Origin of the sequence: Rhodoplanes sp. (genome assembly GCF_013377085.1) — a bacterium.
Lineage (GTDB): Bacteria > Pseudomonadota > Alphaproteobacteria > Rhizobiales > Xanthobacteraceae > Rhodoplanes.
Window position 1 is genome coordinate 17,251 of the sequence record NZ_JACAAX010000053.1, and the last position, 20,901, is coordinate 38,151.

24 protein-coding genes are annotated in these 20,901 nt (G+C 68.4%); 10 read left to right on the forward strand and 14 right to left on the reverse strand.

Annotated elements, in window-relative coordinates; all coding sequences use genetic code 11:
• Nucleotides 1–318 precede the first annotated feature (318 nt).
• The 4 genes from HXX10_RS26065 (at nt 319) to HXX10_RS26080 (ending at nt 2,780) form a co-directional block, all read left to right on the forward strand.
• The gene (locus HXX10_RS26065; protein WP_296526237.1) at nt 319–1,434 is read left to right on the forward strand and encodes an isocitrate/isopropylmalate family dehydrogenase; all 1,116 of its coding nucleotides are present in this window, start codon (nt 319–321) and stop codon (nt 1,432–1,434) included.
• Nucleotides 1,435–1,569: 135 nt separating this feature from the next.
• Nucleotides 1,570–1,860 carry a putative quinol monooxygenase gene (locus HXX10_RS26070; protein ID WP_296526239.1) on the forward strand — a complete coding sequence of 97 codons (291 nt, stop codon included), beginning with the start codon at nt 1,570–1,572 and terminating at the stop codon, nt 1,858–1,860.
• Nucleotides 1,853–2,632 carry a GntR family transcriptional regulator gene (locus HXX10_RS26075; protein WP_296526240.1) on the forward strand — a complete coding sequence of 260 codons (780 nt, stop codon included), beginning with the start codon at nt 1,853–1,855 and terminating at the stop codon, nt 2,630–2,632. Before HXX10_RS26070 ends, HXX10_RS26075 begins: the two co-directional genes overlap by 8 nt.
• A 25-nt stretch (nt 2,633–2,657) precedes the next feature.
• The gene (locus HXX10_RS26080) at nt 2,658–2,780 is read left to right on the forward strand and encodes a hypothetical protein (protein ID WP_296526241.1); all 123 of its coding nucleotides are present in this window, start codon (nt 2,658–2,660) and stop codon (nt 2,778–2,780) included.
• Between the two features lie 39 nt (nt 2,781–2,819).
• On the opposite strand, the gene HXX10_RS26085 is transcribed toward HXX10_RS26080, so the two are convergent.
• The 4 genes from HXX10_RS26085 to HXX10_RS26100 all read right to left on the reverse strand — a co-directional run bounded on the left by HXX10_RS26085 (nt 2,820) and on the right by HXX10_RS26100 (nt 6,786).
• A complete protein-coding gene (locus HXX10_RS26085) occupies nt 2,820–3,038 on the reverse strand; it encodes a type II toxin-antitoxin system HicB family antitoxin (protein ID WP_296526242.1) in 219 nt (72 codons plus the stop codon).
• A 119-nt stretch (nt 3,039–3,157) separates the two neighbouring features.
• Nucleotides 3,158–3,661: a hypothetical protein gene (locus tag HXX10_RS26090; protein ID WP_296526243.1), complete on the reverse strand. Its 504-nt coding sequence runs from the start codon at nt 3,659–3,661 to the stop codon at nt 3,158–3,160.
• 56 nt (nt 3,662–3,717) lie between these two features.
• Entirely contained in the window at nt 3,718–5,268 is a 1,551-nt protein-coding gene (gene guaA / locus HXX10_RS26095) for a glutamine-hydrolyzing GMP synthase (RefSeq protein WP_296526244.1), read from the reverse strand.
• A gap of 210 nt (nt 5,269–5,478) precedes the next feature.
• Nucleotides 5,479–6,786 (reverse strand): RsmB/NOP family class I SAM-dependent RNA methyltransferase, encoded by a 1,308-nt coding sequence (locus HXX10_RS26100; protein ID WP_296526245.1) that lies wholly within the window; start codon nt 6,784–6,786, stop codon nt 5,479–5,481.
• Nucleotides 6,787–6,925: 139 nt separating this feature from the next.
• Between HXX10_RS26100 and HXX10_RS26105 the strand changes: the two genes are divergently transcribed.
• The gene (locus tag HXX10_RS26105) at nt 6,926–7,402 is read left to right on the forward strand and encodes a MarR family transcriptional regulator (protein ID WP_296526246.1); all 477 of its coding nucleotides are present in this window, start codon (nt 6,926–6,928) and stop codon (nt 7,400–7,402) included.
• A 39-nt stretch (nt 7,403–7,441) separates the two neighbouring features.
• Nucleotides 7,442–7,918: a hypothetical protein gene (locus HXX10_RS26110; protein ID WP_296526248.1), complete on the forward strand. Its 477-nt coding sequence runs from the start codon at nt 7,442–7,444 to the stop codon at nt 7,916–7,918.
• Between the two features lie 56 nt (nt 7,919–7,974).
• Here the strand turns inward: HXX10_RS26110 and HXX10_RS26115 are convergent, their stop codons facing one another.
• Nucleotides 7,975–9,846: a hypothetical protein gene (locus HXX10_RS26115; RefSeq protein ID WP_296526249.1), complete on the reverse strand. Its 1,872-nt coding sequence runs from the start codon at nt 9,844–9,846 to the stop codon at nt 7,975–7,977.
• 65 nt (nt 9,847–9,911) lie between these two features.
• Nucleotides 9,912–10,295: a hypothetical protein gene (locus HXX10_RS26120; RefSeq protein ID WP_296526250.1), complete on the reverse strand. Its 384-nt coding sequence runs from the start codon at nt 10,293–10,295 to the stop codon at nt 9,912–9,914.
• Nucleotides 10,296–10,594: 299 nt separating this feature from the next.
• On the opposite strand from HXX10_RS26120, the gene HXX10_RS26125 reads away from it, so the two are divergent.
• Both HXX10_RS26125 and HXX10_RS26130 read left to right on the forward strand, forming a co-directional pair.
• Nucleotides 10,595–11,788 carry an amidase gene (locus HXX10_RS26125; protein ID WP_296526251.1) on the forward strand — a complete coding sequence of 398 codons (1,194 nt, stop codon included), beginning with the start codon at nt 10,595–10,597 and terminating at the stop codon, nt 11,786–11,788.
• Nucleotides 11,789–12,118: 330 nt separating this feature from the next.
• On the forward strand, nt 12,119–12,295 hold the full coding sequence (locus HXX10_RS26130; protein WP_296526252.1) for a hypothetical protein: 177 nt from the start codon (nt 12,119–12,121) through the stop codon (nt 12,293–12,295).
• 275 nt (nt 12,296–12,570) lie between these two features.
• Here HXX10_RS26130 and ppk2 read toward each other — a convergent pair whose 3' ends face one another.
• The 6 genes from ppk2 to HXX10_RS26160 all read right to left on the reverse strand — a co-directional run bounded on the left by ppk2 (nt 12,571) and on the right by HXX10_RS26160 (nt 16,801).
• Nucleotides 12,571–13,491 carry a polyphosphate kinase 2 gene (gene ppk2, locus HXX10_RS26135; protein ID WP_296526253.1) on the reverse strand — a complete coding sequence of 307 codons (921 nt, stop codon included), beginning with the start codon at nt 13,489–13,491 and terminating at the stop codon, nt 12,571–12,573.
• 154 nt (nt 13,492–13,645) lie between these two features.
• Complete coding sequence (gene guaB, locus HXX10_RS26140) at nt 13,646–15,136, reverse strand: IMP dehydrogenase (RefSeq protein ID WP_296526254.1); 1,491 nt, start codon at nt 15,134–15,136, stop codon at nt 13,646–13,648.
• Between the two features lie 284 nt (nt 15,137–15,420).
• Nucleotides 15,421–15,810 carry a hypothetical protein gene (locus tag HXX10_RS26145; RefSeq protein WP_296526255.1) on the reverse strand — a complete coding sequence of 130 codons (390 nt, stop codon included), beginning with the start codon at nt 15,808–15,810 and terminating at the stop codon, nt 15,421–15,423.
• A 41-nt stretch (nt 15,811–15,851) separates the two neighbouring features.
• Nucleotides 15,852–16,145: a hypothetical protein gene (locus HXX10_RS26150; protein ID WP_296526256.1), complete on the reverse strand. Its 294-nt coding sequence runs from the start codon at nt 16,143–16,145 to the stop codon at nt 15,852–15,854.
• Nucleotides 16,146–16,276: 131 nt separating this feature from the next.
• Entirely contained in the window at nt 16,277–16,453 is a 177-nt protein-coding gene (locus HXX10_RS26155) for a hypothetical protein (protein ID WP_296526257.1), read from the reverse strand.
• 87 nt (nt 16,454–16,540) lie between these two features.
• The gene (locus HXX10_RS26160; RefSeq protein WP_296526258.1) at nt 16,541–16,801 is read right to left on the reverse strand and encodes a hypothetical protein; all 261 of its coding nucleotides are present in this window, start codon (nt 16,799–16,801) and stop codon (nt 16,541–16,543) included.
• Nucleotides 16,802–17,023: 222 nt separating this feature from the next.
• Between HXX10_RS26160 and HXX10_RS26165 the strand changes: the two genes are divergently transcribed.
• Nucleotides 17,024–18,412 (forward strand): DHA2 family efflux MFS transporter permease subunit, encoded by a 1,389-nt coding sequence (locus HXX10_RS26165; protein WP_296526267.1) that lies wholly within the window; start codon nt 17,024–17,026, stop codon nt 18,410–18,412.
• Between the two features lie 174 nt (nt 18,413–18,586).
• Complete coding sequence (locus tag HXX10_RS26170; RefSeq protein WP_296526259.1) at nt 18,587–19,039, forward strand: hypothetical protein; 453 nt, start codon at nt 18,587–18,589, stop codon at nt 19,037–19,039.
• A gap of 135 nt (nt 19,040–19,174) precedes the next feature.
• Here the strand turns inward: HXX10_RS26170 and HXX10_RS26175 are convergent, their stop codons facing one another.
• Both HXX10_RS26175 and HXX10_RS26180 read right to left on the reverse strand, forming a co-directional pair.
• Nucleotides 19,175–19,864, reverse strand: a complete 690-nt coding sequence (locus tag HXX10_RS26175) for an RlmE family RNA methyltransferase (RefSeq protein ID WP_296526260.1) — start codon at nt 19,862–19,864, stop codon at nt 19,175–19,177.
• Nucleotides 19,865–19,996: 132 nt separating this feature from the next.
• Nucleotides 19,997–20,803, reverse strand: coding sequence for a fumarylacetoacetate hydrolase family protein (locus tag HXX10_RS26180; RefSeq protein WP_296526261.1), 807 nt, complete (start codon nt 20,801–20,803; stop codon nt 19,997–19,999).
• Nucleotides 20,804–20,901 lie beyond the last annotated feature (98 nt).

The window sequence follows — 20,901 nt, forward strand, 5'->3', positions numbered from 1 at the left end:
GCGCCCCGATCCCTTGACATCATCGGCCATTGCGAATTTATTATTGCATACGATAATGGCTGGATATCGAGGTCCACAATTGCCGTCGTCAGCAGCCAGAATGGTGGCCCGAGAGATGCTTGAGGATGGTCATCCCGCGCGTCCGGGTCGGATCGGACGGACCGTCATGAGCGGCAGGCTGCAATCGCGCCGATCCGAACCGAATCGGCAGGCCGTCCCGATCGTCGGCCGAGCGGACGCACCAGTGCGCGCGCCTCGGCAGTCCACGCCTGCCGCCGGCCGCCCCTTCCCGCAAACTCCGAGATCATGGATACGCGCATGAGCAAGCATCTCTTCCAGGTCGCCGTGCTTCCCGGCGACGGCATCGGCACCGAGATCATGGATGCCTGTCTTCGCGTGCTCGATCGTCTGCTGGCCGACGAGCCGGCGTTCGGGCTGAGCTACGTGCGTTGTGCCGGCGGTGCTCAGCACTATGCCGACACCGGGATCGCGCTGCCCGACGCCACCATGCGGGCCTGCGAGAGCGCCGACGCGATCCTGTTCGGCTCCATGGGCCTGCCCCACATCCGCTATCCGGACGGAACGGAAATCAATCCCCAGGTGGGCCTGCGCAAGGAACTGGATCTGTATGCGGGCATCCGACCGATCCGCTCCATCCCCGGAGTGCCTTCGGTTCTTGCCGATCCCCGCGCGACCCAGATCGACTTCGTTCTGGTCCGGGAGCAGTCCGAAGGACTTTTCTACGGCTGCCTCAATCCGGACAAGCAGCCGCCCGCCAACGATCACGAAGCGTTCGACCTCGGTCGGGTCACGCGGAGCGGATCGGAGCGGCTCTTCGATTTCGCCTTCCGGCTGGCGCGGCAGCGGCGCGAGCACAACCCCGCCAAGGGGCGCGTGACCTGCGTCGACAAGGCCAATGTGCTGACCAGCATGGCCTTCTTCCACAAGATCTACTGGGAGCGCGCCAGGCTCAATCCCGACATCCCGGCCGACCATTGCTACGTGGACGCGATGGCGTTGAACCTGGTCAAGCGCCCGTGGGAGTACGACGTCGTCCCGACCGAGAACCAGTTCGGCGACATCCTTTCGGATCTCGGCGGTGGGCTGATCGGTGGCCTGGGGATGGCGCCGTCGGGCGACATCGGCGACTCGCATGCGCTGTTCCAGCCGAGCCACGGCACGGCGCCCGACATCGCCGGCCAGGGAAAGGCCAACCCGACCGCCATGATCCTGTCCGCCGCCATGATGCTGGACTGGCTCGGGCAGCGGCACGGATTGCCGGCGGCGACCGCGGCCGGCGACCGCATCACCCGCGCCGTCGACAACGCGTTCGGCAGCCGCCGGATCCGCACCTGCGAGATCGGCGGCAACGACGGCTCGGCCGCGGTCACGACGGCTATTCTGGACGTCCTGACCAAAGCCGACGCGGCCTGAAGCGGTGGGGTCGGCGCCGCGCCGCCATGCGATCGGCCAGGGCGATGCCCTGTCACCGCCGCGGTCGTCCAGCGTCGCCGAGACCCGGTCTGTTCGCCGTCCACGCCGCCTCCCAGCCAGCCAGAGCCGCATCCCATGTACGTCGTCCTCGTCGACTTCACGATTCGCCCCGCACACCTCGCCGCCTTCACGCCGCTGATGATCGAGAATGCGCGGATGTCGCTGGAGAGCGAGCCCGGATGCCGCCAGTTCGACGTCTGTCGTGATCCGGCGCACCCGGAGCTGATCTCGCTCTACGAGGTCTACGACAGCCCCGCCGCCTTTCAGCAGCATCTGGACAGCCGGCATTTCCGGGCGTTCGACCATGCGGTGCGTGATATGATCGCGGCCAAGCAGGTTCGCACCCTCGAGCGCCTCGATGAATGACGACCCCGACGCCTCCGCTGCCGTCAACGATGCCGATGTGACGACGCCGCCCGCCGGACGGTCGCCGCGTCCGCGCGTCCGGCGTGCGTCGACGTCGACCGAACGGCGCAAGGGCCGCAAGTCGCTGGCCGAGGGCGCCTACGCCAATCTGCGGGCCCGCATCCTCGACAACCGCATGATGCCCGGCGATCAGTTCACCGAGGGGGAGCTGGCGTCGATCCTGAACATGAGCCGCACGCCGATCCGCGAGGCCATGCTGCGGCTCGCCAGCGAAGGGCTGGTCGAGGTTCGTCCGCGCCACGGCATGCGGGTCAAGCCGATATCCGTGACCGACATGCGCGAGATCTACGACGTGCTGATGGCGCTGGAATCGGAAGCTGCCGCGCTCGCCGCCCTGCGCGAGGATCGCGGCGACGCCATCGAGCGCATGCGCGAGGCGATCCGGGACATGGACCGGGCGTTGGAGCGCGACGATCGCAAGGCCTGGGCGGCGGCGGACGAGCGCTTCCACATGCTGCTGGTGGAGGCCGGCGGCAATTCGCGCATCCGCGATCTGGTGCAGACCTTCGTGGGCCAGTCCCATCGCGTGCGGATGCTGACGCTGTCGCTGCGCCCGCTGCCGACCGCCTCCACCCGCGATCACGAGGCGGTGGTCGACGCCGTCGCGGCCCGCGACCCCGAGCGTGCCCGACACATTCATCATGAGCATCGCCGCACGAGCGGCCAGTTGCTGGTGGACCTGCTGGCCCACCACGGCCTGATCCGCCTGTGACGGCGGCGGCCCGACCGCCGGCGACATGCCCGACACGCCCTGCCCGCCGCCCCTGCTCCGCTCGATCGTGCCGGGCGTCCCGCTCGTCACGGCGTCGTCGACGCGGCTGACGCACTTCGCCTCGTCGACCATGCAGGTGGCGGCGTGACGGTCCGTCCCGGCCCGGACCATGAGGACGAAGTCGGTGCTACTCCGCAGCCGCCGTTCCCGGCCGGTAGCGCGCCGGCGGGATGGGCAGGCCGCTCTCGCGCGCCACGGCGAGCCATGCCTGCATGGCGACGCGCAGTTCCGCGACGGCCGCCTCCGGCGTCGGGCCGTGCGCTGCGCACGGGTCGAGGTCCGGCGCCTCGGCGATCCAGACGCCGTCCTCGTCCGACCAGGTGACGACGATGGCGTAGGTGTTCATTCGCGCGGGCTCAGGGTGAGAGATCGTAGGGCGGGTTAGCGTGTCAGCGCGTAACCCGCCGTTCGGAAGCTCGGCGGATTACGGCGCTGCGCGCCTGATCCACCCTACGTGTGCAATAACTAATCAAGGCCCTTCGGGTTATCGAGACTGATAACACACCCGGTCCCTGTTTCTTCGAACGTCAGCGGCCCAGATGCCGTGCTGTCTCTCCCTTTCGAGAGGACACATGCGCCGCCAAAAAGCGCCAATATGTCGTTTTCCTTCTGTGTCTTCACGATTGTGGTGGACAGGAAAAAGGCATTTATAGCTCGACCAATATCTTTCTCGTTTTTTATTTTTTCACGCGAAAGTATTAATTGAACTTGGAAAATCCTATTTTTCTTCGTCAGCACGGAAAAGAATATACCATCAACAAATTTCCCGATACATTGCCTCGCCGACCCAAATGCCGAGCACGTAATTTCGTGAACGCCTATCTTTGCATCGACTTCGAACTTATCTTGCTTCAAGGCAGCGATTTTCTCAATCTTCCGCAGCGCGTCTTCGCCCAATTCAGCAAGAGAAATTCCAACGCTGCCCAGCAAGAAAAATAAAGCTAGGGATACTCGGCCGACGCCGTTCACGTGACATATCTTCATTCGGATGCTTTCAAGCATAGGAAGGATAAATAGATTTCCCCCTACTCCCACTCGATCGTGCCGGGCGGCTTCGACGTCACGTCGTAGACCACCCGGTTCACGCCCTTCACCTCGTTGATGATGCGGGTGGCGGCGTGGCCGAGGAATTTCATGTCGAAGGGGTAGAAGTCGGCCGTCATGCCGTCCGTCGAGGTGACGGCGCGCAGCGCGACGACGTAGTCGTAGGTGCGGCTGTCGCCCATCACGCCGACGGTCTTGACCGGCAGCAGCACGGCAAAAGCCTGCCAGATGTCGTCGTAGAGGCCGGCGCGGCGGATTTCCTCGATGTAGATCTCGTCGGCGTAGCGCAGGATCTCCAGCTTCTCGGCCGTGATGGCGCCCGGGCAGCGGATGGCGAGGCCGGGCCCCGGGAACGGGTGGCGGCCGACGAACGCGTCGGGCAGGCCGAGCTCGCGGCCGAGCGCCCGCACCTCGTCCTTGAACAGCTCGCGCAGCGGCTCGACGAGCTTCATGTTCATGCGCTCGGGCAGGCCGCCGACATTGTGGTGCGACTTGATCGTCACCGAGGGGCCACCGGTCGCCGAGATGCTCTCGATCACGTCCGGATAGAGCGTGCCCTGCGCCAGATACTCGGCGCCGCCGAGCTTCTTGGCCTCCTCCTCGAAGATGTCGATGAAGGCCTTGCCGATGATCTTGCGCTTGTCCTCGGGGTCGGAGACGCCGTCGAGCGCGGTCAAAAACTGCTCGCGGGCCTTCACGTGCACCAGCGGGATGTTGTAGCTGCCGCGGAACAGCGCGATGACGCGCTTGGCCTCGCCGCGGCGCAGCAGGCCGTGGTCGACGAACACGCAGGTGAGCTGGTTGCCGATCGCCTCGTGCAGCAGCACGGCGGCGACGGCGGAATCGACGCCGCCCGACAGCCCGCAGACCACCTTGGCCGAGCCGATCTGGGCGCGCAGCTTCTCGATCGCCTCCTCCTTGAAGGTGCGCATCGTCCAGTCGCCCTGGCAGCCCGCCACCTTGCGGACGAAGTTGCGCAGCAGCAGCGCGCCGTGCGGCGTGTGCATCACCTCGAGGTGGAACTGGGTGCCGTAGAAGTGCCGCGTCTCGTCGGCGATGATCGAGATCGGCGCATTGGCCGAGGTCCCGACCACCCGAAAGCCGTCCGGCACCTTGGTGACCCGGTCGCCGTGGCTCATCCACACCGGGTACTTTTCGCCGACGGCCCAGATGCCGTCGAACAGCAGGCTCTCGTCGGTGACCTGCACCTCGGCGCTGCCGTACTCGCCGGCATGGCCGCCCTCGACCTCGCCGCCGAGCTGCTTGGCCATCGCCTGCTCGCCGTAGCAGATGCCGAGAATCGGCACGCCGGCCTCGTAGAGCGATTTCGGCGGCAGCGGCGCCCCGGGCTCCAGCACCGAAGCCGGGCCGCCCGACAGGATCACGCCCTTCGGCCGCATGGCCGCGTAGGCCTCGGCGGCTTTCTGGTAGGGCACGATCTCGGAGTAGACCCCCTCTTCCCGGACGCGGCGGGCGATGAGCTGGGTGACTTGCGAACCGAAGTCGACGATGAGGATTTTGTCGTGTTTCATGCGCCCGGGGTTAGCGGATCGCGCGCCTCGCTGCAATCCGGAGGGCCCGCAACCCACGCTGAAATCGGCAGCGACCGCCGGTCGCGGGGTCGACACCGGCCGCGCCGGCCGCGGCCCCTCGCCGGCGGATACCCCGCGCCGCCGGGCGCAACTGGAGGCCCGGGTCATCCGCCTGCCCGGGCGACCCCGGCACCAGAGGTCCGCGCGCCCTCACCCGTCCGCGCGGCGCAGCACGGCGACGTAAAAGCCGTCCGTGCCGGTGCGGCGCGGGGTCATCAACAGGCCTTCGGGGAAGACCAGCACCGAGTCGAGAAACGCCGGCGCCGCGTCGCCGAGCACGGCGGCCACCTCGGCGGGCGGCACCGGGGCGAAGCCGGCATGGCGGGCGACAAAAGCCTGGACCTGGTCGGCGTTCTCGTCGGCGAGCAGCGAGCAGGTGACGTAGACGATGCGGCCGCCGGGCCGCACCAGGTCGGCGGCGCGGTCCAGCACGATCGCCTGCTGGGACAGGCGCTCGGCCAGCGAGCCGGGACGGATCCGCCACTTGGCGTCCGGGTTGCGGCGCCAGGTGCCCGTGCCGGTGCAGGGTGCATCGACCAGAACGAGATCGGCGCGGCCGGTGAGGTCGGCCAGCACGTCTGTATCGCGGCCGGGGGTGCGGATCTGGACGTTGCGGACGCCGGCCCGCTCCAGCCGGGCGTGGATCGGGGCGAGGCGGCGCTTGTCGAGGTCGGTGGCGTAGAGCTGGCCCTTGTTCTCCATGCTGGCGGCGAGCGCCAGGGTCTTGCCGCCGCCGCCGGCGCACAGATCGATCACCTGCTCGCCCGGACGGGCCGCCGCCATCAGCGACGCGACCTGCGAGCCCTCGTCCTGGATCTCGATCTGGCCCTTGATGTAGGCCGGCTCGGCATGGACGGGCGGGCTTTTGCCCTCCGCCCCGATCGTCACGCGCAGCCCGGACGGTGACCAGCGGGTCGACTCCGGATGCAGGTGCGACAGCCCGGCTGCGACCTTGTCGCGGTCCGTGCCGGCCAGCGTGTTGACCCGCAGGTCGAGCGGGGCACGGTGCGCCAGGGCGCGGCCCTCCTCGACCCGGTCGTCGCCGAAAACCCGGGCGAGCGGCAGGTCGAGCCACTCCGGATAGTCGCCGGCGATATGGGCAGGCGCCTCCTCGCGACCTTCGGCGGCCAGCGCGGCACGTTCTTTCTCGGTCAGAGGATCCGGGGCGAAACGGCTGCCATCGAACAGCTTTTCGATCTGGTCGGCGGCCAGGCCGCGGTCGAGCGCCAGCATGCCCAGCAGCACGGCCCGCGGCGTCGCCTCACCCAAAAGATGCGCGGCCGAGGCCTTGCGGCGCAGGGCGTCGTAGACGAGGCCGGCGATGGCGGCGCGGTCGCCCGAGCCGGCGAAGCGGCGGGAGAGGCCCCAGTCCTTGAGGGCGTCGGTGGCGGGGCGGCGGCGGGCCTCGATGTCGGCGAGGACCTCGATGGCGGCGGACAGGCGGGCGGAGGGAGTCATGCGCCCCTGTCCCACACCGGCGCCGGAATATCCAGCGCCGGCTCTGCCCCCGCCCGTCCGGCGGCTGCAGGCGGTGGGTTTCCGCGGTGGGTTTCACACATGAATTGACAGTACACTGTCATTATGGCTCAATGCTGTCATGTCAGGACGAATTCACGAGACCCAGACGGCTGCCGGCGACGCCCTCACCGCGCTGATGCTGGAGACCTTCCGGCTCAACGGCCGCCTGCTCGCCGCCGGCGACCGGCTGGTGGCGCCGCTCGGCCTCACCAGCGCGCGCTGGCAGGTTTTGGGCGCCATCGCCATGGCGGGCCGCGCCGAGCCGGTCGCCCATATCGCCCGCGACATGGGCCTCACCCGCCAGTCGGTGCAGCGGGTCGTCGACGCCATGGCGGCCGAGAACCTGGTCGCCTTCGCCGACAACCCGCACCACCGCCGCGCCAAGCTGGTGGCCCTGACGGAGCGCGGCCGCGCCGCCTACGACGCCGCCATCCTGCAGCATGTCGGCTGGTCGAACGCGCTCGCCGAAACCCTGGCGCCCGACGAGATCGCCCGCGCCACCGCGGTGATGCGGGCGCTGCGGGGAAAGCTCGAAACCGCCGCCGAGACCGACTGACGGACCGGCCGTCCGCCCCCACCCGTTCGGAGAGCCGCGATGAGCGCGACCACAGCCCGCCCCGCCCGCACCGTGCCGCCCCTCGTCCACGGGATCGCCGGCACCACGGCCTTCGTCACCATCCTGGCATTCTGGACGTCGACGGTCGTCTCCGAGCTGCTCGCCGACGCCGCCACGGTGGCGGCCGTGAAGCTCACGATCGCCTGGGGCCTCCTGCTGCTGGTCCCTGCCCTCGCCGTCACGGGCCTGACCGGGTTCCGGCTCGCCGGCGGCAGCGCCGCGCCACTCGTCGCCGGCAAGAAACGCCGCATGCCGGTCATCGCCGCCAACGGCATCCTGGTTCTGGTGCCGTGCGCCCTCACGCTCGCGGTGCTGTCCGCCCGCGGCGACTACGGGCCCACCTTCCAGGCCGTGCAGACGCTGGAGCTGATCGCGGGGCTGACCAATCTGGTGCTGATCGGCAAAAACATCCGCGACGGCCTCACCCTCGCCGGACGGCTCGCCGCGACGGGATGAGGCGGAACGCTGTTTGCGCGCCGAAGCCGGCTCGGCGAACACAATCTCCGCGGTCGTTACAGCTCCGCGCGCAGCGTCGGACCAAAAATTCGTCGCCACGTCTCGGCGACCTCGTGGTCGATTTCGGTCCACCGGTCCTCGAGCTGCGCTCGGACAAAAATGCCGCGCTCACGCTCCCGCTCCAACAGAACCCAGTGGAGCTGCGGCAGCAGATACCGGAAAAAGGCGAGCCACTGGGCGTAGTTCAAGGCGAGAGGATTCCCGGTGACCGCCACTTTGCCGGCATTGACGGCCGAGGCGACACCATGGGCAAGGAACAGCGTCGTACGCAGGCGAGGCTTGGCGCCGACCGGCAGAGCTTGGCGTATCGGCTTGCCATCCGAGATCTCGCCGGCGAGCCACGCGGTCCGGACGATCGCCTCTATCGCGGCGACGCAAACGCCCCCAGCCAGGAAATGGCGAAAGTCGTAGCCGCCGAGATACATGTCACGCGCGATGCTCGCGATGCTCTGTCCGTCGACGACTTCGGCCTGCAGCGTCTGAAGCGCGCCGAACAAGGGAGGAGGCAAGCCCGTCGCGGTCGACATGTCCGAGACCATGTGCCCACCGACCGAGCAGAACGCGCCGGCCAACCGAGCAAAAACGCCTATGCCCCATTCGGGATCGCCACCCCCGAAAATGGTCCTTTGAACGACATAGGATCCGTCCGCACCAATCGTGGACAACTGCCCACCCAAAATATCTCGAACTCCGAAAAACCATCCGAGAATTGGGTCGTGGCCGAGGGAATGGAGGCGGTGCGTCCACGGATTCAGTCCGACGACGGCCTCATCGAGCATAAAATTCGTCGAAGCGTCGTAGGGGACCTTGTAGGCCTGTTCCAGCCTCTGGACCGTGTCGGCAGGCAGGAGCCTGTCGAAACCGTCATTCAAGACGTTCGACAGCCAGCCGCCTTCGCTGGTGGCCGAGCCGAGATATTGCGAATGCCCCGGGACTTTGACCAATAGGATGTCAGCGAGAGCGCCGAGAATTCCCGCCACGCCGGCGACCGCATAATCATAGCTGGTGAGGCGATGGAGCGCTGCGAACTCGTCGTCCCAGCCCGAAAGCCTCGACGAGACGGCGCGCTGTTCCTGCTCTGACAGGACCCGACCGAACGACACCGCCTCGCCGTCACAATCGTTCTTTGCCTCCGACAGAATCTCGTCCCACGGCCTGAGCACCGGCGGCCCAAAGCATACCGATCGGGTGGATGTAGGCCCGGCGTCACGTCGGGCAGCCAGCCCGGCGAGAAGCGCCGTCGCCTTGGCGATATTGGCATCGGCGTGCCCAGCCGCTTGCTCGGTCATCCGAAGCTCGACGTCGAGCCGCTGTCGTTGGGCCGCGAGGACGACGAGGTGGTCCGGGTGGCTCGGCTGCTCGTCCGCGACGAGCCCGCTCATTGCACCTTCGAGCCGGACAAGAAGCTCGTGAAGGTACGCCAGCCGTTCGGAGGACGCCGCGTTCCTGTCCTGAAGCTCACGGATGAGCGCGTCGTGCTTCCGGAGCGCATCCTGCAGCAATGCCTCGGTTTCGGTAGAAGAGCGTCCGCGAACTCCGGACACGAGCGAGTCCCCGTAGCGAGCGATCTCCTCGGCCTGCGATCCGAACCACGACCACCCGAGACGAACGCCATCACGGCCGAGCCGCCCGGCCGTTGCGACGCCGGTCCAGACTGCATCGACCGCAGCGCTGCCGCCGACCGTCAAGGCTCCGAGGCCGACCTGTGTCGGAAGAGAATTTCCGACCTTCCCGGCAATCGCACGAATGGTGTCGGGCACAGTCGACGATGAGAGGGTGCGAGTCCTGTCGAGGATTGCTTCGCCGGCCTCGGACAGGAGGTCCTGCATGGCCTGCAGCGGAGATGGCGAGGTGTTGTCGACTGGCATGCGGGCGACCCATGGATGCACCCGCAAAAGTAGCAGCCCATCACCTCCGGCGTCTACCGGCCCACTCAGAACCCCAGCAGAATCCGCACGGCAAAAACGCCCCAGGCGACGGCGAGAACCAGGGCGCTCGCCACATGCAGCATGGCCGGCGAGGTGCCGCCGCGGCCGCTCACCAGCGCCAGCGCATGGAGCACGCGGAGCGCCACGAACACGAAGGCGAGCAGCACGAAGATCAGATCGGCGTGGCGGGTGGCGAGCGACAGCACGGTCAGCACGTAGAACAGGACCGGCAGCCCATACTGCTCCTGCAGGGCCGCGGCGCAGCCGCTCTGCGACACGGCGGCGCCCCGCTCTCCCACCGCCCCGGAGCGCGAGCCGGCACACAGCATCAGCAGGAAGGCGAGCGCCACCAGCACGAACAGCGGGGTCAGCACCAGAGGGTACGACATGGTCGGCTCCCAACGCGCCGGACCGCCCGGCGCCGTAGTGGTAACCCGGGACGCCCGGCCGTGGTTCCCGCCCGGTGCGGCTCCGGGCCGAGCGGCAGCATGCTGCGCCCTCCCTCTCCCCGGCCGAGAGGGTGCGAGATGATCGCGGCGGCGCCGAGAACCCGAGCCGGATAGCCCGATCCCGGCGGCACGGGCCGCTGCGTTTGCACGGATGCAATGCGGCCGGGCCGTGTTGACAGGCTTCGGTTTCGGGGCCATCGACGAGTCCCCGCCTCGCCAAACCCCTGAAAAGCCCCGCCATGCCGACCGAAACCTTCCGCTCCGCCTTCGTGCCGCACGACCTCGCCGCCCCGGTGACGGGCGCGCCCACCGGGCCGCTGGCCGGCCTGAGCGTGGCCGTGAAGGACATGTACGACATCGCCGGCGAGCGCACCGGCGGCGGCAATCCGGACTGGCTGGCGGCGCATCCGCCGGCGACCGCCCATTCGGCCGTGGTGGCGAAGCTGCTCGCGGCCGGTGCCACCATCACGGGCAAGACCGTGTGCGACGAGTTCTTTTTCAGCGTCGCCGGCGTCAACGCCCATTACGGCACGCCGCTCAATCCGCGCGCACCGGGGAGAATCCCGGGCGGCTCGTCGAGCGGATCGGCCTCGGCGGCCTCGGCCGGCGCCTGCGACGTCGCCATCGGCAGCGACACCGGCGGCTCGGTGCGGGTGCCGTCCGCCTTCTGCGGCCTCTATGGCATGCGGCCGACCCATGGCCGCGTCGACATGACGGGCGCCATGGCGATGGCGCCCTCCTTCGACGTCGGCGGCTGGATGTCGACCGCCCCGGGCGTTTTTCGCGCGCTCGGGCGGGTGCTGCTCGATCACCATGCGGCGCCGGCCCGCCTGGACAAGCTGATCGTGCTCGACGACGCCTTCGCCCAGTCGGATGACGCGGTCGCCTCGTTCCTGCAGGACGCGCTCGACGGCATGTCGGGCGCGCTCCCCGCCATGACGCACGGAGCGATCGCGCCGGACGGCTTCGACCCCTGGCGCGAGGCCTTCCGCCTCATCCAGGGCCGCGAGATCTGGAAGGTCTACGGCCACTTCATCGAGACCAAGCGGCCACGCTTCGGCCCCGGCGTGCGCGAGCGGCTGGAGTTCGCCTCCACGGTGACCGAGAAGGCGGCCGACGAGGCCTATGCGGTCAAGGCGGCGGCGCTCGCCTGGATCCGCAGCGTCGCCAAGCCCGGCACCGTGCTGGTGCTGCCCACCGTGCCGTGCATCGCGCCGCACGCCGACGCCCCGCAGGAGCTGCTCGAGTCGTTCCGGGTGCGGGTGATGCGCCTCACCGTCACGGCCGGGATGGCCGGCCTGCCGCAGGTGACGATTCCGGCCGGCACGCTCGACGGCTGCCCGATCGGCCTGTCCTTCATCGGCTGGCCCGGCGCCGACGAGGCGCTCTTGGAACTCGCGGTGCGGCTCGCGCGGTTCGTCGGGGCGGCGTGAGCGACCGGCACGCAGTCATCACCTAGCATACAAAGCGCTCCCCGCAGCGGCCGTTGTGCGGGCGCAACGGCCGGGCGGATTCGTGCTCGCGGGCTCGTGATCGCGCAGCGGCTTGCTCGGTCGCGTCCATCAACCTGCCGGTAACCACCGTCACCGAGAGTCCACGGCCCTGCGGCGTGAACCAAAACGGCCGCGGCAGCACCTTACTTGCGCCCGATCGACGCGGCACTTGACCACCCCCGCCGCACCGAAACGGACGGCGAAGCACGCCCCCCGGCACGCGACGCCGCCACGGACGGCGCTGCGTGCCCCGACTGGAGACGACCACTGATGCCTCGTTCCGACATGCCCACGCTCGACACCGACGCGTTCGCGCCGGCCCGCCCCTCGGGGCAAGACCGCCGCGCGACCGAGCGCTCCGAGCCGAACCGTCACGCCCGCCGCGACAACACCCCCGCCCCCGACCGCTCGGCGATCGAGTACTGCGTCGACAACGACCTGATCTGATCCCATTCGCTGGGTTTGTCTTCACCTCTCCCCGCCAGAGCACGTTGCATCACTGTAGTCCGTCGTCCCGGGGCGGCCCGCAGGGCCGAGCCCGGGACCCATATCCCCGGTCTTTCGAGGGCAATCGGCACCGGGGTTATGGATTCCGGGCTCGCGAACCTTCGGTTCGCGCCCCGGAATGACTCGCTCTACATCCCGCCGGCGGAGCTAGGTCATCGCGCCGCGGTAGCTCACGCATCAGACAGCCGTCGTGGCGACCCTGATCAGCCCATCGCTCAATACTTCGGCGGCACGTAGAGCTCGTGCGGCAGCGTGCGCCGCTCGTAGTCGGGATTGAACACCCGGTCGGGCAGCGTGATCGGGTCATGAGGAACAGGCCGGTAGGGAATCTGCGCCAGCAGGTGATCGATGCAGTTCAGCCGCGCCCGCTTCTTGTCGTTGCCCTCGACGATGTACCACGGCGCCTCGGGAATGTTGGTGCGCAGCAGCATGTCTTCCTTGGCCCGCGTATAGGCCTCCCAGCGCACCCGCGACTGCAGGTCCATCGGTGAGAGCTTCCACTGCTTCATCGGGTCGTGGATGCGCATCAGGAAGCGCATCTGCTGCTCCTGGTCGGTGATCGAGAACCAGTACTTGACCAGCAGGATGCCGGAGCGGACCAGCATGCGCTCGAACTCCGGCACGTCGCGGAAGAACTCCTCGACCTGATCCGGGGTGGCGAAGCCGATCACCCGCTCGACGCCGGCGCGGTTGTACCAGGAGCGGTCGAACAGCACGATCTCGCCGCCCGCCGGCAGATGCGTCACGTAGCGCTGGAAGTACCACTGGGACTTTTCGCGCTCGGTCGGGGCCGGCAGGGCGGCGACGCGGCAGATGCGCGGGTTGAGGCGCTGGGTGATGCGCTTGATCACGCCGCCCTTGCCGGCGGCGTCGCGCCCCTCGAAGACCACGACGATCTTCGCCTTGGTGTGCGACACCCAGTCCTGCAGCTTGATCAGCTCGGTCTGCAGCGTGAGCAGGGTGCGCAGATACACGCGGCGGTCGATCGAGGGGGGATGCTGCTCCTTGTAGATCCGGCGCAGCTCGTCCGAGAGGGCCGGCTCGGACAGCTCGAGCTCGTAGTCCTCGTCGAGCGCATCCTCGAGCTCGGCCTCGAGCCAGTCCAGTCCACCATTGCCCTGCTTCCGGTCGTCCATCGTCTCGCTCCGCTCCTCGTGACGGTCGGGTATTCTCCCGATGGATACGAGGCTTGCATCGCTTTTGCGATGGTTCGATGACGGCGGCGCAGGGGCGGTCCGGCGCCACTGCGCCGCCCCCACACGGCCCGGTTGCCATGGGCCGCCTTCGCCCTCACACCCTGGTCGGATAGTTCGGGCTCTCGCGCGTGATGGTGACGTCGTGGACATGGCTCTCGCGCAGGCCGGCGGCCGAGATGCGCACGAACTGCGCCTTCTCGTGCAGCTCGGCGAGCGTGGCGGCCCCGACATAGCCCATGGCGGCGCGAAGCCCGCCGGTGAGCTGGTGGAGCACGGCGCTGGCCGGCCCCTTGTAGGGCACCTGGCCCTCGACGCCCTCGGGCACGAGCTTGAGCGAATCCTTGATGTCCTGCTGGAAGTAGCGGTCGGCCGAGCCGCGCGCCATGGCGCCGACCGAGCCCATGCCCCGATAGGTCTTGTACGACCGGCCCTGATACAGAAACACCTCGCCGGGGCTCTCGTCGGTGCCGGCGAGCAGCGAGCCGATCATGGCGCAGTCGGCGCCGGCGGCGAGCGCCTTGGCGAGGTCGCCCGAATACTTGATGCCGCCGTCGGCGATGACGGCCACCTTGGCGTCGCGGGCGACCGACACGGCGTTCATGATGGCGGTGAGCTGCGGCACGCCGACGCCGGCCACCACGCGGGTGGTGCAGATCGAGCCCGGGCCGATGCCGACCTTGACGGCGTCGGCGCCGGCGTCGATCAGCGCCTTGGCGCCGTCGGCGGTGGCGACATTGCCGGCCGCGACCTGCACGACGTTGGACAGCTTCTTGATGCGGGCGACCGAGTCGAGCACGTGGCGCGAATGACCGTGCGCCGTGTCGACCACCACGAGGTCGACGCCGGCCTCGATCAGCCGCTCGGTGCGCTCGTAGCCGCTCTCGCCGACCGTCGTGGCCGCCGCGACCCGCAGGCGCCCCTGCGAATCCTTGCAGGCATTGGGGTTCGCCACCGCCTTCTCGATGTCCTTGACGGTGATCAGGCCGACGCAGCGGAACTGGTCGTCGACGACGAGAAGCTTCTCGATACGGAACTGGTGCAGCAGCCGCTTCGCCTCCTGCTGGCTGACGCCCTCGCGCACCGTCACCAGGCGCTCCTTGGTCATCAGCTCGGAGACCCGCTGGCTCGGGTCGGTGGCGAAGCGGACGTCGCGGTTGGTGAGGATGCCGACCAGCTTGCCGTCGACCCCGCCCGTCGCGGTGACGACCGGGATGCCGGAGATGCGGTTGTCCGCCATCATCCGCAGCGCCTCGGCGAGCGGCGCATCGGGCCCGATGGTGAGCGGGTTCACCACCATGCCGGACTCGAACTTCTTCACCTGCCGCACCTGGGCGGCCTGAATCACCGGATCGAGATTGCGGTGGACCACGCCGATGCCGCCGGCCTGGGCCATGGCGATCGCCATGGCGGATTCCGTCACGGTGTCCATGGCGGAGGCGATGATCGGAATGTTGAGGATGATCTCGCGGGTGAGATGCGTGCGGATGTCGGCCTGGGACGGCAGCACGTCGGACAGGCCGGGCTGCAGCAGCACGTCGTCGAAGGTGAGGGCCTCGCGCGGGGAGGCGTCGGACAATGCGGCCATGCCAAGCTCCTAGTCGCCGCAGGGGCCGGGTAGACGCCGGCTCCCCGGTCGAATACGGCCGGTGAAAGACTCGGGGCTGCCCCTGTACGGAGTTGGCGAGGGTGGTTATCACGCAGATGCGACGATGGGAAGGCGGAAGCGGGCATGCGCGGGCGGAGGAGCCCGGCTGGCGGCAGATCCAAGGGTCAGGCCGGGACGTCAGCCTCGGCGCAGCGGCGGGCCGACAGCATTCGGTGTTCCAGTCGGCACATGATGGGTCGCCCGCGTGATCACCTCAGGCGGCCTCACTGCCCGCCTTGGTCGGCGCACAGGGATTGCCAGCGGGTGAGGGCCGACGGCCGCACCGAGGCGCCCTCGCGATCCCGGAAGATCAGGACGGCCTGCATGACCCGGCCGCGCCAGTCCGGGTGGACGGCCAACGGAAAGAGATTGGGCCACGGCCACCGGCCGATGTGCACGAGCACCGCCTCCCAGTCCGGCAGCCACCCACTCGCCACCTCGGCCTCGTCCAGGACGCTCTCGGACACGATGACCTGAAACTCCAGCGAGCCCTGGTCGCCCTCGCGCGCATGCACGGCGAACGAACCGCCCTCGGCGCCGACCTTCAGGATGCGGAACGGCTGTCGTCCGGGGTCCGCCTGCAGCGCAGGCGATTGTCGCGGATGCGTGGTCATGGCCAGAGCGAAAACTCGACGACGCTCAACAATAACATGGACTATTCCTTTTTCGGCGCAGGATCGCCCCAGGCAGGTACCAGCTTGATCTCACCCGGCTTCATTCCACCGATATGGTCCAGGATCTCTTTGTAGTTGGGATGGCTGGTCGGGTATCTGACGATGCCGCTGACGTTAATGCCGTCGGCTGTGCGTCGCAGGTTGACGACGATGGTGCCGTCGTCCTGCATTTGCGCGTCGCCGATAATCACGGGCTCCTTCGAATGTCCGTTGCCGGAGAAGCCTATCCAGGCCGCGATGGCGAGTGCAACCAGCGCTTTCGTGTTTCCCGGCATGTCGCGGTGTCCTGACTTGCGCGGCTTGTTGTGGGTGTCGTGTCGTCCGGTTCGATGGAGATCGGCCCTGGAGGCGAGCGGCTCCGCTTGTTCGAACGACGCAACCTTAACGACGCCGAGAGCCGGTGCACCTAAACGCAGGGCCAGGAACGGGCTAGCCCGGACCGATGCGGCTTGGCGACCTTGCCATCCTGATCGAAGAAGCCCTCGTCCTCGAGGAACCGGCGCGGCCTCTCGGGTGTCGCCGCATGCTCGGCGGTGACCCGGTCTATCGCCACCACCAGATCCTGCAACTCTTGCGCGGTCATGGCCGTCCAGCCCCCGAAAACCGTGCAATTATGAGCAGCCGCCGCGGCAGGGTCAACCAACGCCGATGACGAGCGACCGTCCGGGCCTCACGGCCGCCAACCGGGCGGCGGGCCGTGGCGCTCGATCGCCTCGACGATCTCGCGGTGGCGGCGCTGCTCGCGGGTCATGTAGACGCTGATCACGGCGTGGGCGGAGGGGATCAGCATGAGGAACGGGAACGAGAAGATCGTCAGCACCGTCAGGACCAGGCAAACCGCCAGCAAGAGCAGGTTGAACAGCGCCGCGAAGGGCTGCCCGTTGAGCAGCAGCCCGAGGGGAGGCAGGAAGACCGCCAGGATGTAGATCATCGCCGCATCGCTCCGTGCGCGGGTGGATGGCCCCGCGTGAACGAAGCATATGTGGGGGCTCGCGTCCGGCGCGCAATGACGCTCCCCGCGGCGCGCCGGCGCACCCTCGGGCGCCGGGCGGTCCTGCGCGATTCCCGATTCACCGTGGGCCGATATGGTCTATTCTCGCCGCCCCGGCCGCTCCGGCGGGACCCCTCGAGCCACCCTGCCCGCCCCATGCCCCTGACCCGCGAGCGCCTGGTCCCGTACATCGTCGCGGTCGCGCTGTTCATGGAGAACATGGACTCGACCGTGATCGCCACGGCGCTGCCGGCGATCGCGGCCGACATCGGCACCTCGCCGATCGAGCTCAAGCTCGCCATCACGTCCTACCTCTTGGCGCTCGCCATCTTCATCCCGATGAGCGGCTGGATGGCCGACCGCTTCGGCGCCCGCACCATCTTCCGCAGCGCCATCCTGGTGTTCGTCGCCGGCTCGATCCTATGCGCGATCTCGGGCGCCCTGTCGCATTTCGTGCTGGCCCGCTTCCTCCAGGGCATGGGCGGCGCCATGATGAGCCCGGTCGGCCGGCTGGTGCTGATCCGCTCGGTCGACAAGAGCAAGCTGGTCGACGCCATGGCGCTGGTCACCATGCCGGCCCTGATCGGCCCGCTGCTCGGGCCGCCGCTCGGCGGCTTCATCACCACCTTCGCGAGCTGGCACTGGATCTTCATCATCAACGTGCCGATCGGGATCGTCGGCTTCGCCCTGGTGACCCGGTTCGTCGAGAACGTGAAGAGCGACGTGCCGGAGCCGTTCGACTTCACCGGCATGACCCTGGTGGCCCTCGGCATCGGCGGGCTCGCCTTCGGTTGCACGGTGCTGACCGTGAAGTTCGTGCCGTTTGCCGTGTCCATCATGCTGCTCGTCGTCGGAACGGCCGCGACCTTCGCCTACGTGCTCTATGCGCGGCGGACCGCGAGCCCGGTGATCGACCTGTCGCTGTTCGCCCTGCCGACCTTCCGGGCCGGCGTCGCCGGCGGCTTCGTGTTCCGGGTCGGGGCCGGCGCGCTGCCGTTCCTGCTGCCGCTGCTGCTGCAGATCGGCTTCGGCATGACGCCGTTCGAGTCCGGCATGGTGACGTTCGCCACCGCCTTCGGCGCCATGGTGATGAAGGCGCTGGTGCCGCGCGTCCTGCGCCGCTTCGGCTTCCGCCTCACTATGACGGTGAACGCCCTGCTCGCCGCGACGACCATCGGGGCCTGCGCGCTGTTCCGGCCTGGCACGCCCGTGTGGGCGATGATCTCGGTGCTGCTGGTCGGCGGGCTGTTCCGCTCGCTGCAGTTCACCAGCGTCAACACCATCGCGTTCGCCGATGTCGAGCCGCGCCGGATGAGCCGGGCGACCTCGCTCGCCAGCGTCTCGCAGCAATTGTCGGTGTCGACCGGCGTCACGGTCGGGGCGCTGGCGCTGGAGACCGTGATGGCGGTGCGGGGCGACGCCGACCTGTCGGCAGCCGCCTTCCCGCCGGCCTTCATGGTGATCGCCCTGATCTCGGCCTCGGCCACCGTGCTGTTCGCCCTGATGCCGAAGGACGCCGGCGCCGAGATGGCGCAAAGGAAGAAATCGTAGCCGGAGCGCAGCGACATCCGGGAGCAGCGCCGCGAGAATCCCGGATCTCGCTTCGCTCGATCGAGGCTACGCTTGCTACGGGCCGTCGATACTCGCCTCTCGACCGGCATGAACCTTCCGTTCCATCCCGGAAACCAAGGGTCCGGGGAAGGACCCCTGATCGAGATGCGCGCCATGACGAGCACCGCCGATAAACCGCGCCGGCTTGGACTGATCGGCAGCATCGTGGGCCTGCTGGCCCTGGTCGCGGCCGTGCTGCCGCATTGGGTCGTTCCGGTGATGTTCCCGCCGCCGCCGACGGACCAGATCATCGTCGACACCGGGCGACGCGTGAAGGAGCGCCTCGCCGCGCACGTGAAAGGCATCGAGTATCAGGCGCCGCGCCGCGAGCCGTCGCCCGGCGATCGCCTGAGCCGCGGATTGTCCATCACGGCCGTCTCGCTCGGACTGCTCGCCATCGCGATGGCGGTGCTGTCGATCGCGTTCCGCGAAGAGAAGCTCATGGCCGGCGTCGCGGTGACGCTCGGCATCGTCGCCCTCGCCGTCGAGATCTCGCTGTTCCTGATCGGCGCGCTGATCCTCGTCGCGATCATCAAGATCGTGTTGGATCACATCGAGCTGTTCTGACCCGCAGGCGTCGCGCGGCCTGTCGCGGACGCTTCCGCTCGTTCAGAGCCGTAGGGTGGGTTGAGCGCAGCGAAACCCACCGTCCAACCGGGTGGAAGAGATGGGTTTCGCTGGCGCTCAACCCATCCTACGAAGCTACGCGGCCGAAGAGACCTGCCGGAACCCCGTCGCCAGCACGTAGAGCTCGGCCGAGTCGGCGCGGCTGGCGGCCGGCTTGACGTGCTTCACCTTGGCGAAGTCGCGCTTGAGATCGGCCAAAAGGTCGCCCTCTGTGCCCCCGCGAAGAACCTTGCAGAGGAAGGCGCCGCCGGGGTCCAGGACCTCGCGGGCGAAGTGCGCCGCGGTCTCGGCCAGCGCCATGATCTTCAGGTGGTCGGTCTGGCGGTGGCCGGTGGCGTTCGCCGCCATGTCGGACAGGACGATGTCGGCGCGCCCGCGCAGCAGCGCCTTCAGCTTGTCGGGGGCGGTAGGATCGAGGAAGTCGAGATGCAGCGCGTCGACGCCGGAAATCGGCGGCATGTCGAGAATGTCGATCGCCACCACGCGGCCCTGACCGGTTTCGGCGCCGACCCGCTTGGCCGCCACCTGGCTCCAGCCGCCCGGCGCAGCGCCGAGATCGACGACGCGGGATCCCGGCCGCAGCAGATGGAAGCGGTCGTCGAGCTCGATCAGCTTGTAGGCGGCGCGCGAGCGGTAGCCGTCGCGCTTCGCCTGCGCCACGTAGGGGTCGTTGAGCTGGCGGTCGAGCCACAGTTTTTGCGCCAGCGTGCGGCCCTTGCGGACCTTGACGCGGACTTTCAGGGGGCGGTTGCGTTCGGTGGTCATGTCTCACGCTCTTGGTCATTCCGGGGCGCGGGCGAAGCCCGCGAGCCCGGAATCCATAGCCCCTGTCAGTGAATATGGATTCCGGGCTCGCCGCTGCGCGGCGCCCCGGAATGACTGGGTTGTCTTCGGGCCTCACGCCCCCGCCTGCACCACCTTCACCTTGATCTCGCCGAGCTTGTCGATGACGCCGACCATCAGGTCGCCGGGCTTCACCGGGCCGACATTCTCGGGCGTGCCCGAATAGATGATGTCGCCCGGCATCAGCTCGTAAAAGGTCGACAGGTTGGCGATCTGCTCGGCGACGCTCCACATCATCATATTGAGGTCGGCCTTCTGCTTGACCTCGCCGTTGACGGTGAGCTGGATCAGGCCCTCCTTGAGGTGCCCGACCTGCGCGGCCGGATGCAGCGGGCCGATGACGGCGGCATGGTCGAAGGATTTTCCGATTTCCCACGGCTTCTTCTGGTCGCCCATCATGCGCTGCAGGTCGCGCCGGGTCATGTCGAGGCCGATGGCGTAGCCGAAGACCAGATCGAGCGCCTTCTCGACCGGCACGTCCTTGCCGCCCTTGTCGAGCGCCGCCACCAGCTCGAGCTCGTAGTGATAGTTCTTGGTCATCGGCGGATAGGGGTGGTCGGCCACCTGGCCGGGCGTGACGTTCTGGATCGCGTCGGTCGGCTTCTGGAAGAAGAACGGCGGCTCGCGGGTCGGATCGGATCCCATCTCGCGCGCATGCGCCGCGTAGTTGCGGCCGACGCAGTAGATGCGGCGCACCGGAAACACCTTGTCGCTGCCGAGCACCGGGATGGTCGCGCCGGCGACCTCGAACAGCGCCGCCGGAGCGGCCGGCGCCGCCCGGGCGGCCTCGGCAGCGGCGAGCGTTCCGGCACCGAGCGCCGTGCCGGCGATGATCAGGGTGCGACGATCGAGATCGGTCATGCGGGCTCCTGGGCGGGTACGCGGTCTGGCGCCGCGGTGGGGATGGGGGGCGCGAACGCATCGGGTCGCAACGGGTTGCGTGACGGGCCTTGCGGAGG

What these genes read in the sequence shown, in the direction of transcription:
- HXX10_RS26065 (WP_296526237.1), top strand. Translation starts at nt 319, where the DNA reads ATGAGCAAGCATCTCTTCCAGGTCGCCGTGCTTCCCGGCGACGGCATC.
- HXX10_RS26070 (WP_296526239.1), top strand. Translation starts at nt 1,570, where the DNA reads ATGTACGTCGTCCTCGTCGACTTCACGATTCGCCCCGCACACCTCGCC.
- HXX10_RS26075 (WP_296526240.1), top strand. Translation starts at nt 1,853, where the DNA reads ATGAATGACGACCCCGACGCCTCCGCTGCCGTCAACGATGCCGATGTG.
- HXX10_RS26080 (WP_296526241.1), top strand. Translation starts at nt 2,658, where the DNA reads ATGCCCGACACGCCCTGCCCGCCGCCCCTGCTCCGCTCGATCGTGCCG.
- HXX10_RS26085 (WP_296526242.1), bottom strand. Translation starts at nt 3,038, where the DNA reads ATGAACACCTACGCCATCGTCGTCACCTGGTCGGACGAGGACGGCGTC.
- guaA (WP_296526244.1), bottom strand. Translation starts at nt 5,268, where the DNA reads ATGAAACACGACAAAATCCTCATCGTCGACTTCGGTTCGCAAGTCACC.
- HXX10_RS26100 (WP_296526245.1), bottom strand. Translation starts at nt 6,786, where the DNA reads ATGACTCCCTCCGCCCGCCTGTCCGCCGCCATCGAGGTCCTCGCCGAC.
- HXX10_RS26105 (WP_296526246.1), top strand. Translation starts at nt 6,926, where the DNA reads ATGTCAGGACGAATTCACGAGACCCAGACGGCTGCCGGCGACGCCCTC.
- HXX10_RS26110 (WP_296526248.1), top strand. Translation starts at nt 7,442, where the DNA reads ATGAGCGCGACCACAGCCCGCCCCGCCCGCACCGTGCCGCCCCTCGTC.
- HXX10_RS26115 (WP_296526249.1), bottom strand. Translation starts at nt 9,846, where the DNA reads ATGCCAGTCGACAACACCTCGCCATCTCCGCTGCAGGCCATGCAGGAC.
- HXX10_RS26120 (WP_296526250.1), bottom strand. Translation starts at nt 10,295, where the DNA reads ATGTCGTACCCTCTGGTGCTGACCCCGCTGTTCGTGCTGGTGGCGCTC.
- HXX10_RS26125 (WP_296526251.1), top strand. Translation starts at nt 10,595, where the DNA reads ATGCCGACCGAAACCTTCCGCTCCGCCTTCGTGCCGCACGACCTCGCC.
- HXX10_RS26130 (WP_296526252.1), top strand. Translation starts at nt 12,119, where the DNA reads ATGCCTCGTTCCGACATGCCCACGCTCGACACCGACGCGTTCGCGCCG.
- ppk2 (WP_296526253.1), bottom strand. Translation starts at nt 13,491, where the DNA reads ATGGACGACCGGAAGCAGGGCAATGGTGGACTGGACTGGCTCGAGGCC.
- guaB (WP_296526254.1), bottom strand. Translation starts at nt 15,136, where the DNA reads ATGGCCGCATTGTCCGACGCCTCCCCGCGCGAGGCCCTCACCTTCGAC.
- HXX10_RS26145 (WP_296526255.1), bottom strand. Translation starts at nt 15,810, where the DNA reads ATGACCACGCATCCGCGACAATCGCCTGCGCTGCAGGCGGACCCCGGA.
- HXX10_RS26150 (WP_296526256.1), bottom strand. Translation starts at nt 16,145, where the DNA reads ATGCCGGGAAACACGAAAGCGCTGGTTGCACTCGCCATCGCGGCCTGG.
- HXX10_RS26155 (WP_296526257.1), bottom strand. Translation starts at nt 16,453, where the DNA reads ATGACCGCGCAAGAGTTGCAGGATCTGGTGGTGGCGATAGACCGGGTC.
- HXX10_RS26160 (WP_296526258.1), bottom strand. Translation starts at nt 16,801, where the DNA reads ATGATCTACATCCTGGCGGTCTTCCTGCCTCCCCTCGGGCTGCTGCTC.
- HXX10_RS26170 (WP_296526259.1), top strand. Translation starts at nt 18,587, where the DNA reads ATGACGAGCACCGCCGATAAACCGCGCCGGCTTGGACTGATCGGCAGC.
- HXX10_RS26175 (WP_296526260.1), bottom strand. Translation starts at nt 19,864, where the DNA reads ATGACCACCGAACGCAACCGCCCCCTGAAAGTCCGCGTCAAGGTCCGC.
- HXX10_RS26180 (WP_296526261.1), bottom strand. Translation starts at nt 20,803, where the DNA reads ATGACCGATCTCGATCGTCGCACCCTGATCATCGCCGGCACGGCGCTC.